The 14,041-nt window shown below is 42.7% G+C and carries 12 protein-coding genes; 5 read left to right on the top strand and 7 right to left on the bottom strand.

All coding sequences use genetic code 11. The features are described from left to right. Window positions 1-17 precede the first annotated feature (17 nt). The gene (locus MHB79_RS09310) at window positions 18-998 is read left to right on the top strand and encodes a hypothetical protein (protein WP_268493877.1); all 981 of its coding nucleotides are present in this window, start codon (window positions 18-20) and stop codon (window positions 996-998) included. A gap of 12 nt (window positions 999-1,010) precedes the next feature. Here MHB79_RS09310 and MHB79_RS09305 read toward each other — a convergent pair whose 3' ends face one another. The 6 genes from MHB79_RS09305 to MHB79_RS09280 form a co-directional block, all read right to left on the bottom strand. Then, on the bottom strand, window positions 1,011-2,111 hold the full coding sequence (locus tag MHB79_RS09305; RefSeq protein ID WP_003212267.1) for a Ger(x)C family spore germination protein: 1,101 nt from the start codon (window positions 2,109-2,111) through the stop codon (window positions 1,011-1,013). Continuing rightward, window positions 2,108-3,208: a GerAB/ArcD/ProY family transporter gene (locus tag MHB79_RS09300; RefSeq protein WP_106032536.1), complete on the bottom strand. Its 1,101-nt coding sequence runs from the start codon at window positions 3,206-3,208 to the stop codon at window positions 2,108-2,110. Before MHB79_RS09300 ends, MHB79_RS09305 begins: the two co-directional genes overlap by 4 nt. Before the next feature lie 12 nt (window positions 3,209-3,220). Further along, window positions 3,221-4,708, bottom strand: a complete 1,488-nt coding sequence (locus tag MHB79_RS09295; protein WP_340989593.1) for a spore germination protein — start codon at window positions 4,706-4,708, stop codon at window positions 3,221-3,223. A gap of 72 nt (window positions 4,709-4,780) precedes the next feature. Then, window positions 4,781-6,124, bottom strand: coding sequence for a (Fe-S)-binding protein (locus MHB79_RS09290; RefSeq protein ID WP_340989591.1), 1,344 nt, complete (start codon window positions 6,122-6,124; stop codon window positions 4,781-4,783). Continuing rightward, window positions 6,121-7,530: a glycolate oxidase subunit GlcD gene (gene glcD, locus MHB79_RS09285; RefSeq protein ID WP_340989589.1), complete on the bottom strand. Its 1,410-nt coding sequence runs from the start codon at window positions 7,528-7,530 to the stop codon at window positions 6,121-6,123. Before glcD ends, MHB79_RS09290 begins: the two co-directional genes overlap by 4 nt. A 77-nt stretch (window positions 7,531-7,607) precedes the next feature. Further along, window positions 7,608-8,741: a CdaR family transcriptional regulator gene (locus tag MHB79_RS09280; RefSeq protein ID WP_340989587.1), complete on the bottom strand. Its 1,134-nt coding sequence runs from the start codon at window positions 8,739-8,741 to the stop codon at window positions 7,608-7,610. Window positions 8,742-8,866: 125 nt separating this feature from the next. Here MHB79_RS09280 and MHB79_RS09275 point away from each other — a divergent pair, with 125 nt between their 5' ends. Further along, window positions 8,867-9,445 carry a branched-chain amino acid aminotransferase gene (locus MHB79_RS09275; RefSeq protein WP_340989585.1) on the top strand — a complete coding sequence of 193 codons (579 nt, stop codon included), beginning with the start codon at window positions 8,867-8,869 and terminating at the stop codon, window positions 9,443-9,445. 20 nt (window positions 9,446-9,465) lie between these two features. Here MHB79_RS09275 and MHB79_RS09270 read toward each other — a convergent pair whose 3' ends face one another. Then, window positions 9,466-10,227, bottom strand: a complete 762-nt coding sequence (locus MHB79_RS09270; protein ID WP_340989583.1) for a DeoR/GlpR family DNA-binding transcription regulator — start codon at window positions 10,225-10,227, stop codon at window positions 9,466-9,468. Between the two features lie 122 nt (window positions 10,228-10,349). Between MHB79_RS09270 and MHB79_RS09265 the strand changes: the two genes are divergently transcribed. The 3 genes from MHB79_RS09265 to MHB79_RS09255 all read left to right on the top strand — a co-directional run bounded on the left by MHB79_RS09265 (window position 10,350) and on the right by MHB79_RS09255 (window position 14,004). Then, a complete protein-coding gene (locus MHB79_RS09265) occupies window positions 10,350-11,156 on the top strand; it encodes a tyrosine-protein phosphatase (protein WP_106028840.1) in 807 nt (268 codons plus the stop codon). 24 nt (window positions 11,157-11,180) lie between these two features. Beyond that, window positions 11,181-12,719 carry a glycoside hydrolase family 10 protein gene (locus MHB79_RS09260; protein ID WP_340989580.1) on the top strand — a complete coding sequence of 513 codons (1,539 nt, stop codon included), beginning with the start codon at window positions 11,181-11,183 and terminating at the stop codon, window positions 12,717-12,719. Window positions 12,720-12,861: 142 nt separating this feature from the next. Next, window positions 12,862-14,004 (top strand): acyl-CoA dehydrogenase family protein, encoded by a 1,143-nt coding sequence (locus tag MHB79_RS09255; RefSeq protein WP_003211257.1) that lies wholly within the window; start codon window positions 12,862-12,864, stop codon window positions 14,002-14,004. Window positions 14,005-14,041: the final 37 nt, after the last annotated feature.

Below are 14,041 nucleotides of genomic sequence, written 5' to 3'. Positions count from 1 at the left end.
CAAAGGAAGTGAATGGAGTGGAAAAAGTCGTCTTATGTGAAGCCTGTCAAAAAAACGCAATGAATGTGGTAGAAGATACTGATGAACCGAAACAACCTTATCAATTATGTCAGCCGTGTCACAAGAGACTACTCAACAATTCTTTACGACCGATTGAATGGTATAACTTAGCCGTTCTCCATTCTCCTAAACAATTTTTACTGCATGATGACTTTTATGGAGAGGATGGACAGGCTTTGGATGGTGTCATCGTCACCAAAGAAGATAAAGCCCCCACATTACAAGACGTGCGGCAAGATTTGGCGTCTTTAATAGACTTCTCAATTACTAGGTGGTTTCTTGAGGATGATGTCATTGATGCGCTGAAACAGCATGATCAGCAAAGGACCTTAGACTCTGTTCAAAGCCGGTTCGATGAGACTCAGCATATCGAAGTGAAATCACGCATGTTAGAAATTGTGGCTGATGTTTTAGGTACATCTGCCGCTGGGTGGGTAAGGGAACTGGTGAATCAGGCTGACGAAGAATTTCTTTATCCACTTTCATGGGCAGCGGCCAGCAGTTTGCCAGAAGATGAAGGTTTACAACATGTAATAGAAAAATTGAAATCGATCAGTGAAAAAGAATTACCGACAGCAGCTTTTATCTGTCTGTACCGTTTCCACTCTAACAAAGTATTAAATTGGATGGAGGTCACTTGCACTCATTTTCACGTTCATTGGGGAAGGCTGGCAGCCTTAAGCTGTCCAACCTGGGATAGAATGAAAACATGGCTAGACAAAGGAAGACCTTTCAGTTTAATTGCCCTTGAAACAATGACACACTGTGCTAAAGGGAATAGACCGGTCCTTGTGGAACAATGTTCACCTAAGATCCTTCACACAGATAAAAGTGAAGTAGAGAACACTTTAAATGACTATCTTCAAAAAGATGGCGTTCCAAGAGTCAAAACGAACGTGTCTACCATATTGAACAATAAAGAAGATATTTTCGAATAATTTCCAACTCCTTTATTGACTGACACCAGTTTGTACAATTTTCATATGGCATTTAACTAGTACATCCGCATCAGGATAGATTTCCTGCCATTTTTCTGGTGTCATGGCTTTGTCTTTTGATCGATACCTTAAGCCTAGCCCAAGCGGATCAATATGTTGCTTTTTAAAGGACTGAACAAGGTCTTGTCCTTGCTGAACGACATGTTTTTCTACTTCTTTTTCGACTTGGTCCAATATATTCGGTTTATCAATTTTTTTGGATTTCATGAACTCTTTTAATTCACCTTTTAGCTTGATATCAATCGTGATATGAGGCTTTTTTGTTAGGTTATTCGTTGGTTTGATCTGGTAGGACACATGTGATTTGATATTTTCAATGACGACATGGGTCTTTGCTTGATCAGCCAATTGAAACTCGTAGATACCATTTTTATGATTTTCAATCATCGCTTTAAATGTGAACGTGTCTTCTCCAGGGATATGACCGACCATTTTTTCCTGATCAAACAGAGCAACTCCTGTGACTTTAATGGCGTTGCTCGTTTTCTTGATGTAAGGCAGGTAAGCATCGACTCCTTTTGCCAGCATCTGATTCATGAAAATATGCTGATTAGTGACAGGTTGATTGCCATTTCGCATATTTTGGGACAACAGATCAGAGAGATACACACCTATATTTAAGTTCGTTTGATTCATTTTTGTATATAATAAGTCTTCAACTTCTCCGCCTACAATCGCAAACACTTGGCGTGAACCAATGATAGGATCACGATAAATGTAATTCATTAAATCGATCATGCCGACTTCCTTTGCTAATTTTTCACTCACTAAAATAACGAGCACCTGACCCATGACGACTGGAAAAGGTGATTTTTCTGATACGAGAAACTGAATATTACTAATGGTATTTGACCTTGCGCTTAATATTTGATAACTTCCTTGCTCCTCACTTTTAAAGACAGGGAAGACAAAGAAGCCCTTCATTTCTCCATCTTCGATTAAATCAAATCCTGCCGCCTGAGAGATATTTAATTCATCTAAAAGGCGAGGCTGTGCACAGCTAGTTAAGAAGAGACTAAACAACATGAGACCCGTGAGTATATAATGTTTCATGCTCGTTTTTTCACCCACCTTTTTTTCAACATCAGTCCAATAACCATACAGACAATCAAGCCATATACAAGAAAGTATCCGCTATATTCCACCCATTGGTTAAAGGTTTCAAAAGAAGTCGCCCCCGTAAAAAATGAAAACATGACCAGAATGAGGATGCTGAGCGCGATGAACGTGACGCGCTGGCTTGTATGAAGCACTTGTTTTGCCATTCGGCTCGCGGCCCACAGTGGAATCGCGATATTCGGAATGATTAAAAGCAGCCAAAGAGACACTTCGATAAATTCAAAGCGCTGGATAAACGGGAGCTTCACAATGCTTGTTAACGTTAACGTCGGCCATTTTGTTAATTTAAGCTGAGCACTTGAGTAATACGCAATGGAGACGAGAAAGACGAGTAAATTTAAGCATGTCGTAAATAATGCCCCCATGTGAGCAAATTTTTGAGACGTCTGCGCATGTTTAATAAAGGGATAATAGACAAGCAGTGTGCCAAAACCAAACATGGATAATGAAGCATCTTTGACTCCCATCAACAGCTGGGAAAATGTATGATCAAACATCGGGAACATGAAACGAATGTGACTATATTTCATGGCATAAAAACAAATAAACGTCATCCAATACGTCAGTACAATACTAAAAAATGCCCATCCAGCAATCGTTCTAAACCCGCCGGTATGAATGTAATACACGAGCAGCAGAAGTACAGACGCAAACAATAGACCAGGAATTTCTTTAAACAGCCATACATGGATCACATCCATATAATGGACGAGAACGGTCAACGACAAAGAAGCAAAATATAAGATATAGAGAATGTTGAATAATTGCCCAACCCACTTGCCAAATACATATTGCGTGATATCACCAAATTCATCCGAAGGGGCCTTTTTAAACATCATGTACATAAGAAAGATCATGACATTGACACTGAAGCCAGAAATCAGAATGGCGATCCATCCATCATTATTCATAGAACGAACAAGGTTTGTTTGAAAGTTTAAAATGCCAACACCAACTTGATTAGCATTAACGAGAAAAAACAAAAAAAAAGGGGAAACTTGAAATTTCTCTTTTACAGAAGAAGAACTCATGCTTTCACTTCCTTATTCATAAAAATCATTTTTCCCCTTACGGCCTTGCTTAGGCTTTTGCCGATGGATGGTTTCATTTTGCGGGCGTAAATTTTCCGGTCTTTTATTCAAAAAACGAAGCTGAGGACGAATTAAACTGCCCTTTAGATCTGTCAGGCGCAGCGGAAAAATAGGCTCTAGATACGGACGTCCAATAGACGTTAATTTCATTAAATGGGTGAGAAGGAATGATCCCATCACTGCAATACCTAATGCACCCCACACCTGTGCCGCAAGTAGAAAGGGAAATCTCAGCAGCCGAATGGCACTGCCCATTTTGTAAATAGGGGTGACAAATGAGGCAAGAGCAGAAAGTGCAACAATAATGAGTAAAATATTACTTGTTAATCCTGCTGCCACAGCAGCCTGTCCAATGACAATCCCTCCAACAATCCCGAGCGTCTGACCGACTTTAGCTGGAAGCCTCGAACCCGCTTCTCTTAGTAATTCAATCGAAATCTCTAAAAATAGCGCCTCAATGATTGGAGGAAATGGAACAAGATAGCGGGAGGACACAATGGTTTCTAATAAGTCTTTTGGAATTAGCTCATAATGAAACGTTAAAACGGCTACATATAAAGGTGTCGCAAAAATGGAAAATATCACAGCAAATATGCGTAACAGCCTAAAGCAAGAAGCCGCAATCCACGACATATTGTAGTCTTCCATAGTGGAAAAATACTCAAGTAAAATCGTCGGGGCAAGCAAGACATGAGGCGAGCCATCCACTAATATGGCAATTTTCCCTTCTGATAAACCTGAAGAGACGCGGTCGGGTCTTTCTGTATTTAAAAACAACGGAAAGATCGTATTGGACACATCATAAAGCATCTGTGCAAGGTAATTTGCATCTAAAATTTGATCAAAATCAATGTCTTCAATACGCTGGAGAACGGTTTCAATGTTTGTCGGATTAGCAATCTCTTCAATATATAACACCGCTACTTTTGTTTGCGAAAGCGTGCCAACCGTCTTTTCTGACACTTTCAGGTTCGGTGTCGGCAGCCGCCGTCTGACCAAATTTAAATTGGTATCCAAAACCTCCACAAATGCTTCCTGTGCACTAATAATGCCAAATTCTATCTCAGGCGGACCTACTTGTCTGCCTTTCTTTTCTTCAATCGGGATCAGAAGCGCTTTACCCCAGTCCGTTTCAAGACGAATGGCCATATTCCCTCGATGAAGCGCTTTTTCCACTTCCTGAAGATCGGTCGTGATGACGGACTGTTCAATGGGAATTCGTTCTTTCAGCTCCTCAAGAGTGGGGGTGAGATGTAATTCTTTCATGCAGGGCAAAATTTGTTCATGGAGTAGATGCCCATTAATTAAAGAACGAAAAAAAGAAATTCGATAAAGAAAACCTTCACTTCGTGACAACTCGTTTGTAAAATCAGAGGAACGTGACAATGCCTCAAATACTGAATTTGGGTCCTTTTGATGTTGGTTGTTTTTCTTCAGCACTTGAACCATCTCCTTCCGCAATTTGCCTCTATTATCCAACCAATTGACGGAAGATATGCATGAAAAAAGCGTTCAGCTTGATGTGCTGGACGCTTCTTTTCCATATTGAACCGCTTCTAATAATAAATCTACGAGATGAACAGCACGCATGCTGTTCGATTGTCCTGAACGTTTGATACCTGCTGCCATTTGCAGCTGGCAGCCTGGATTGGACGTGACAATAGCAGCCGCAGCTGTTTGACTAGCTTCTGTCATTTTATGATCTAAAATTTTCATCGACATTTGTGGCTGCAAGATATTATAAATTCCGGCGGATCCGCAGCAGCGGTCGGCATCCTTCATTTCTTTAAATGATACCCCTTGAATTGCCTTCATGAGCACCCTTGGCGCTTGCTGTACACCCATTCCGTTCCGCAAATGACAGGAATCTTGATAGGTGATGACTTGCTCTGGCAAAGCAAGCGGCGTACGGCCGTGAAATTCCAACTCCACGAGAATGTCTGATATATCCGTGATTTTCTGTGAGAAGGCTTCACCTCGCTTTTGAAAAGACGGATCATTCTTTAGTAAATGATCATAATCACTTAAAAAGGCACCACATCCGCCCGCATTCATGACAATGGCATCTGCCTCAATCTCCTCAAATGCTTCAATATTCCGCCTTGCTAGCTCTTTCGCTTGCTCTTTTTCTCCACTATGACCATGAAGTGCACCGCAGCACGTCTGAACAGGAGGGACGACAACGTCACAGCCGGCCAGCTGCAAAAGCTGGATGGTCGCTTCGTTTGTGCTGGAAAAAACGGTGTCCATTAAACAGCCAGTAAAAAAGGCGACACGTTTTCTTGCTGTGCCAATGGCTTTGTATTCTAACGCACGGCTTTTTTGTTGACGCGGCACCTTTGGAAGAGCCTCTTCCATCAGCTGTAAATGCGGCGGAAGTACCTTTAGCATGCCAGACTTGCGGGCGGCCGTTTGCAGACCAGAGGTTTGATAAAATCGCAGTAGTCCAGCCGCTTGACGCATCCGGCTTTGGGAAGGAAAGAGTCCTTTAAACACAACACGTCTCACAAATTTGACAGGAAGGGATTGTTTTTTGTGCTGCTGAATGATGTCTCTTGCATCCTCAAGTAAACGTCCATATTTGACGCCTGAGGGGCAGACCGGTTCACATGCACGGCAGCCAAGACAAAGATTCAATGAATGTTCGACATCTTCATCAGGCTCAATCACGCCGTCTCTTACCGCCTTCATTAAAGCAATTCGGCCGCGGGGCGAGTGCGTTTCTTGTTGACCCGATTCAATATAAGTAGGGCAGGAAGGAAGGCAAAAGCCGCAGCGCATGCAATTGAGCAGCTCCTTTTCATCCATTTGCTGTTGAAATGTTTGCTGAATCTCTGTTTGTTTAGAGGAATTCATGAGACCACCACTCGCTTCCTTGCTGCTTTTCCAAACACCTTATCAGGATTCATGATATTTGCTGGATCTAGCGCTTGTTTGATCGCTTTCATTGCAGCGATTCCTTCTTTTTTGACCTTTAGCTCCAAATAGGGGGCTTTCATTAGACCCACACCATGCTCACCCGTAATGGTGCCGCCAAGGGAGACTGCTTTTTCAAAAATAGCCTGAAAGGCTTCTTCAACTCGCTTCATTTCTTCTTCATTTCTTGCATCAGTTGCACAAGTAGGGTGCAGATTTCCGTCACCTGCATGGCCAAATGTACAGATTTTCACGTCGTACTCTCTCGCAATGTCTTCGATCGCCCGCACCATGTTCGCAATTTCAGATCGGGGAACTGTGGCATCTTCTAAAATCGTCGTAGGGCTTAAACGGGCGAGGGCAGATAAAGCGGCTCGCCTCGCTGTTAAAAGGGCACTTGCTTCTTCTTCAGAGTGTGCGATATTCACTTCTTTTGCACCGTGCTGCTGACAGACCTTTGCGATGTTTTGCATATCACGGGAAACAGCCTCAGGGTTGCCATCCTGTTCGATTAATAGCACCGCTTGAACGTCAGTCGGGAGGCCAATTTTGGCAAAGTCTTCAACGACTTCTAGTGTCGGCTGATCCATAAATTCTAATATGGCGGGGATGATACGCTCTGCAATAATCGCCGAAACTGATGCAGCTGCTTCCTCAAGGCTTTCATATAAGCAAAGCATCGTTTGTTTGGTTTCTGGAAGCGGCAAAAGCTTTAGCGTAGCTTCAGTAACTATTCCGAGCGTTCCTTCTGATCCAACAAATAAACGGGTCATATCATACCCGGCCACGTCCTTGGCGAGCTTGCCGCCCGTTTTGACGATGTCGCCGTTTGGCAGAACCACTTCAAGCCCAAGTACATAATCTCTCGTCACGCCATATTTTAACCCCCGAAGCCCACCTGAATTTTCATTAATATTGCCGCCTAACGTCGAAATTTTCATCGAGCTTGGATCTGGTGGATAGAAAAGGCCTCTTGCCTCTACTTGGCGAATGAGTTCCTGTGTGATCAAGCCAGGCTGGACCGTTGCGGTCAGGTTTTCTTCGTCTATTTCGATGAATTGGTTCATTCTTGTAAACAACATCACAAGTCCACCTTGTGTAGGACAGGTTCCTGCACAAAGGTTTGTTCCAGATCCTCTTGGCACAATCGGCACCTTATATGAGGCGCAGAGCCGAACAATTTGCTGGATCTCCTCAGCCGTGTGCGGGCTTACGATCACATCTGGCATATGCTGAAAATTAGGCGTTGCATCATAAGAGTAAGCAAGCCGATCAGCTTTACTGCCCTGTACATGAGACGCACCGACAATCTTTTTTAATTGATTTAAAAATTCAGAATTTAACATACGCATTCACTCCTACTGATTAGACATACCGTTTCTTTCAGTATAAAAAAAGAATCGCCTCATGCCTATGGACGATTCTACAAAATATCGGGCTTCTCGCCTCGTTTATTTGGATGATGATCTAATAGCATCAAGGCTAAATAAAAGAGCATCGCATCCTGCATGCGTTTCGGATCAAGTGTTGTTAAATCTTGGATACGTTTTAGCCTGTAATGCAGTGTATTGATATGTACGTGCATCGCTTCCGCAGTATATTTCAATGAGCAATCTGACGTCATGAGTACACGCAATGTTTTCACTAGCTCAGGGTAGGGGAGAAGCGGGACAATCGTTCGATCAAGGAACACTTCTTTTGTTTCCTGACTCACTTCTTCTATAAAAAGTTCAAGTGTTAAATCTTCATCAAACACAATCGGTGTATCTGTATTCGCCATTTTTAAGGCACGAAAGGCTTGATGAAATGATTGCTTCATCATCTGTCCAGCTGCAGGTTTTCCCGCACCTATCAAAACCTTTGACTTAGGACGTGCGGTGAGCGCAGCATGGATGTGAAAAAGACGCTGCCGCAAAGTATCACGATCATTTGCCGAGGTTTGCAGCATGAGCAAAAAGCGGGCATGTCCCCAGCGGACGATCATTTCCTGATTGGTGAGATGCAGCATTTCCTTCACTTTTTTATATTGATCCTGCTTCATAAACGATTCATTGTGACAATCAATGAGGACGACCACACGCTGCTTATTGATATCAAGCTGAAGCCGCGCTGCTTTTTCAGTGAGATCGATGGCTGTCTCTGGCAGGTGAAGCCAGTCGAACACAAACGCTTCAAGCTGCCGTTCATCGGTTTCCGTTTCTAGAAAAAATTCATGTTCTTGAATGAGCAATTCGGTCATTTTTCGTAATATTTCGCCAAATGGAGAGACATGGACGGGATTTCCTGTCATCCCAATCACACCAATGACCTCTTGCTTAAAATAAATAGGCAGATTGATGCCAGCTTTGACACCTTTCATTCGTTGCTCATCATCCTTTGTGAGGATTCGTTTTTGTCCTTCAAAGGATGTCAAATATGCCCCTTCATGAAATTGACCAATGCGCGCTGGATCTGTTGCCGCTATGATGGTGCCGTTTGTTTGTGTAATGATGATTTCCTCAGTCAGCACCTTTTTGACCTCGTCTACGATTTTTTCTGCCAATGTCATTGTGAGCAAAACGTACCCCTCCGAGATGTATCTTTTGACACTATCATACCATCATATGCTGAGCCATATCTTTCTTTTCATGAGTTATGCTAAAATAATACACGCACGTGAAGGAGAAGAAAGGAGACATAGCCATGTCGCTACAAAATCGCTTACAAGATTTATTGAAAGAAGGACAAGCGCTGACAGACTTTGAATATGACGAAGCGGCGCGCCACAATTGGCCTTTAGAGGGTGCAAGAATAAAGGAAGAGGCACGCTTTAGCGATGTATATATAGAGCGTGTAGACAAAGAATCCGAGGACATGATTCAATCAGAGGGCGCCTCATTTCTAAACACACCGCTTACATATGTAAAACAACATCAAAAAGAATTCATTTATATCGAATCAAAGTGGTTTGATGTGGTGAGAGTCGATGGATTAGCCATTGAATGGGACGAAGTATTTCAAACGTATACCTTGTTATTCGGTTTCAAACGTCCTAAAAAAGACACAGGCATTCTAAAGGACATGCTGGCTTCATTAAATGGTGCGCAGCTTCAATTTAATGGGCAAGACGGCTTGTTTGATGTGAATTTACAGCTTCTTGAGCTTGAGGACATCCATGAAGATATGCCCTTCATTGAAGTCATCTCAGCCGTATACCGCTTTTTATTCCGCCTGATCATGCAGCTTGAAATGAATGAATCAAACAACGGCTCAAATTCCTGAGCCGTTGTTTTGTGATCCATCTATTTTGATGAAGGCGTGACAAACCGTACATCATGCTCTTTTCCATATTGAAGATAATCTTCATTTGGCTGTTTATTCGTCACGACGACATCAAGATCTTGCAAATGACAAAATGTGGTCAAAGCGTAATGATTAAATTTACTATCATCCACTAATAAAAACGTTTTGGCACTTTTTTCAACAACCGTCTTTTTAATATCCGTTTCAAGCGGGGACGAATTCGTGACGCCGTGATCAATGGATAAACCAGTTGATGCGATAAAGGCTTTATTGACATTGTAAGCTTTCAAACGCTCTACACTTTGATAGCCAACGAATGAATTCGTTTTTCTCTCAAGCATCCCGCCGGTGGAAAAGATAGTGAGATTCTCATAAGGCATCGCCTGTGTGATGAAATCTACATTATTGGTCACAACAGTCACCTGTTTCTCAGTCAAATAGGGAAGCATCTCAAGTGTTGTCGTACCAGAATCAACAAAAATCATATCCCCATTTTCCACAAAAGCCGCAGCTGTTTGACCAATCAATTGCTTTTTACTCAGCTGATGGGTCTTTCGCTCCTGATATACTACTAATGTTGAATGATTCACAGCCACTCCGCCATATACTTTTTTGAGCACGCCGGACTCGACCAATGCTTGTACATCTCGGCGTATCGTGTTTTTTGAAACGCCAAAATGCGCCACAAGCTCATCCAGTGAGGCAGATTCCCGGTCAAACACATACTCTTTGATTTGCTGAATCCGTTTTGTTTTGATCATGCTACATTTCTCCAATCCAACCGTATGTCCTTTTTCCATTATACCAAATGGCTTCTCTTTTCCCCATCTCGATAAAAGCGTATGATAGAGAAAAGAACGTAACGGAAAGGACTTTCACTTCTATGAATCAATCAAACAACCCATTTTCAAAGCTTGCGAATTTTAGAGAAGTAGGGGGACTTCACACAACAGATGAAATGGTCATCAGGGAGGGGATGATTTATCGATCCGCAGATTTGTCCCGTCTGACGAAACAAGATATCGAGACGTTTTCGACCCTTGGGATTCAAACCGTTTGTGATCTTCGTACAGCCTCAGAACGCAAATCACATCCGCCAAAGATCAAGGAACATAACAAAATCGTCCATATTCCCATGCATCCTGACAGTAAGATGCCAAGTAAATGGACCATGTTTCGTATGCTGGTAGCAGAAGGGAAATCTTTCACTTTCACACCGATTATGAAGGATTTATATCAAAGCATGCTCACAGAGCGTAAAGAAGAAATTCAGCAACTGTTCACACTGCTTTCAGATAAAAGCAATTACCCGCTGATGCTTCACTGCACAAGCGGTAAGGACCGGACAGGCTTTTTATCTGCCCTCATTCAATTAGCAGCAGGTGTACCGATGTCTGCCGTTTTAAGTGAATACATGCGCTCTAACGAAGGGGTGAAAATGCTTGTCAGAAGGCAGCAGCGATTTGTCCGGATGATGAGTTTATATCGGGTATCAAAAGAGCAAATTCAGCCGCTTCTAGGTGTGCAGCAAGATTATCTGGAAGATGTTCTAAACGAAATGATGAAGACATACGGGAGTGCAGAGCGGTATTTAATCGAGGCTTGCGACATACCTGAAGCCCAGCTCAAGGAAATGAAAAATATCCTGCTGACACCATCTGCTGGCATTCGATCTCAAAAAGCGGAATAAACTGATGATGAGGTGATGCAAAAAATGGTGAAAAAGATCTGTATGACGTGTCTAACACTAATTTTAATGTTTGTATTCTTATTGATTCCTTCTAGCAGTCTAGCTCGTCCAATCCCAAAAGGGAAGCTTGAAAGCACAAGAGAGATGCGCGCAGTATGGATCGCATCGGTTTATAATTTAGATTGGCCTTCAAAGAAAGGGCTGCCTGTCAAAGAGCAAAAAGAAGAGTTTATTCATTTGTTAGATGAGATCAAAGCGATGAATATGAATGCCGTGATCATGCAAATTAAACCGACAGCAGATGCCTTTTACCCTTCGGCATACGGGCCGTGGTCCGAATATTTAACCGGCACGCAAGGGAAAGATCCCGGGTATGACCCGCTTGAATTCATGATCGAAGAAGCTCATAAACGCGGGCTCGAATTTCACGCTTGGTTTAACCCGTATCGCATCACAATGAATCATACCGATCTCAGCCGTTTATCAGCCGATCACCCGGCAAAAAAACATCCTGATTGGACCATTGCGTACGGAAATCAGCTTTATTTCAATCCAGGCATTCCAAAAGCTCAGAAGTTCATTGTCGGCGGTATAGAAGAAGTCGTGAAAAACTACGATATTGATGCAGTGCATATGGATGATTATTTTTACCCGAATAAAATAGCCGGTGTGCCGTTCCCAGATCAAGAAACGTATGAAACATATGGAAAAAAGGCATTTACTCATATAGAAGATTGGCGAAGAGATAATGTGAACCAATTGGTCAAGCAAATCAACGACACCGTGAAGAAAGTAAAGCCGTATGTGAAATTTGGTATTAGCCCATTTGGAGTATGGCGCAACATAAAGGATGACCCGACTGGTTCAAATACCACAGCAGGGATGACCAATTACGATGATTTGTATGCTGATACAAGAGAGTGGATTCAGCAGCATGATATCGACTATGTCACCCCGCAAATTTACTGGAGCATCGGTTTTCAGGCAGCCGCCTATGACGTGCTCACGAAATGGTGGTCAAATGAAGTGAAGGGAGAGCCTGTTCACCTGTACATTGGTCAGGCGACGTATAAAATTAATCAAAACAGTGATCCTGCTTGGTCAGATCCAGAAGAATACTTTCGGCAGATCCAGCTAAACAGACAGTCGCCTCTCGTACAGGGAAGCATACACTTTAGCCTAAAAGATATCAACCGTAACCCTTTGAATGTCAAAAATCGATTGATAGAAGATGCGTACCGTAAACCGGCTCTCATTCCAGAAATGCCTTGGCTTCATCAGAAAGCGCCAAAAAAACCAATCATTCAATCTATTAAAAAAACAGCAGATGGTGCAGCTTTACAGATCAAAAATGATCCGCAATCTACCGCATCCTATTATGCAGTCTATCGATTGACGACGAAAGGAACATATGAGTTGCTTCAAACTGTTAGAAAAGAAACTGGTACGCTGACATCCGTCAAAGATCTTTCAGTTCACCAGAATAAGAGTGTTACTTACAAAGTAACGGCTCTCAATCGTCTTCATCACGAAAGCAAACCTTCTACAAAAAGAGTGAAATAACGAAAAAGCATGAATGAGGATTTTCTTCGTTCATGCTTTTTTCTATTATTTTTGTTTTAATTTTCTGAATTCAGCCAAGCTTGGCATGAAGCAGCCACTTGATTAATAAATATGATAGAAAAGAGCCAAAGGGGGAAACACGATGGATTTTGAATTAACGAAAGAACAGCAAATGATCCGGCAGATGGTCAAAGAATTCGCCAAGGAAGAAATTGCACCACTCGCTCAAACCATTGATGAACAGGCTGTATTCCCAGCCCAAACTTTTCAAAAAATGGGGGAGCTCGGCTTGATGGGTATTCCTTTTCCAGAGAAATACGGAGGCTCAGGTGGAGATACAATCTCATATGCACTCGCTGTAGAAGAAATCGGAAAACAGTGTGCCAGTACAGGTCTTAGCTATGCCGCGGCCGTTTCCTTAGGCGCAAGCCCGCTGTATTACTTCGGTACAGAGGAACAAAAAATGGATCACCTCGTCCCGCTGGCCTCTGGAACAGCACTCGGTTCCTTCGGATTGACGGAACCAAATGCAGGATCAGATGCTAAAGGGACAAAAACAAAAGCGGTCAAAGACGGACAAGAATATGTGATCAGCGGGGAGAAGTGCTGGATCACAAACGCCAATTTTGCCAGAACCATTATCGTTACCGCCGTATCGGATCACGATGAGCACGGCCGTCCAATCATCTCCGCCTTCATTGTAGAAAAAGGGCAAAAAGGGCTGACCATTACAAATCCATATGACAAAATGGGGGTGCGCGGTTCAGATACGGCTGAAATCATTTTAGACAACGTACGTGTACCAGCACATCATATATTAGGAGATCCAAACAAAGGCTTCAAGCAATTTTTATACACTTTAGACGGGGGGCGAATTTCGATTGCTGCCTTATCAGTTGGCATCGCGCAGGCTGCACTTGATGCCTCACTATCCTATGCTAAGGAAAGAAAGCAATTTGGGCAGACCCTTTCTTCCTTCCAAGCCATTCAGTTTAAGCTGGCAGATATGGCGATGCAAATAGAACTCGCTAGACAAATGGTGTGGAAAGCCGCCTGGCTGAAAGATCATGGCAAGCCATTTACAAAAGAAGCTGCCTATGCCAAGCTTTTCGCTTCAGAAATGGCGACAAAAGCAAGTCTTGATGCTGTCCAAATTCACGGAGGAACAGGCTATATGAAAGAGTGCGGGGTAGAACGGCTTGTGAGAGATGCCAAGCTCATGGAAATTGGAGAAGGCACCTCTGAAATTCAGCGTTTAGTCATCGCAAGACAATTGTTAGCTTAATTCTGTTATGAAAACGCTTACTATTGGTGGAGGAGGA

This window comes from Bacillus sp. FSL M7-0558, from assembly GCF_038003245.1.
Taxonomy (GTDB): Bacteria; Bacillota; Bacilli; order Bacillales; family Bacillaceae; genus Bacillus; species Bacillus pumilus.
Note: the sequence above shows the minus strand (reverse complement) of the source record. Positions and strands in the feature narration are given on the sequence as shown.

What these genes read in the sequence shown, in the direction of transcription:
- MHB79_RS09305 (WP_003212267.1), bottom strand. Translation starts at nt 2,111, where the DNA reads ATGAAACATTATATACTCACGGGTCTCATGTTGTTTAGTCTCTTCTTA.
- MHB79_RS09300 (WP_106032536.1), bottom strand. Translation starts at nt 3,208, where the DNA reads ATGAGTTCTTCTTCTGTAAAAGAGAAATTTCAAGTTTCCCCTTTTTTT.
- MHB79_RS09290 (WP_340989591.1), bottom strand. Translation starts at nt 6,124, where the DNA reads ATGAATTCCTCTAAACAAACAGAGATTCAGCAAACATTTCAACAGCAA.
- glcD (WP_340989589.1), bottom strand. Translation starts at nt 7,530, where the DNA reads ATGTTAAATTCTGAATTTTTAAATCAATTAAAAAAGATTGTCGGTGCG.
- MHB79_RS09275 (WP_340989585.1), top strand. Translation starts at nt 8,867, where the DNA reads ATGTCGCTACAAAATCGCTTACAAGATTTATTGAAAGAAGGACAAGCG.
- MHB79_RS09270 (WP_340989583.1), bottom strand. Translation starts at nt 10,227, where the DNA reads ATGATCAAAACAAAACGGATTCAGCAAATCAAAGAGTATGTGTTTGAC.
- MHB79_RS09265 (WP_106028840.1), top strand. Translation starts at nt 10,350, where the DNA reads ATGAATCAATCAAACAACCCATTTTCAAAGCTTGCGAATTTTAGAGAA.
- MHB79_RS09260 (WP_340989580.1), top strand. Translation starts at nt 11,181, where the DNA reads ATGGTGAAAAAGATCTGTATGACGTGTCTAACACTAATTTTAATGTTT.
- MHB79_RS09255 (WP_003211257.1), top strand. Translation starts at nt 12,862, where the DNA reads ATGGATTTTGAATTAACGAAAGAACAGCAAATGATCCGGCAGATGGTC.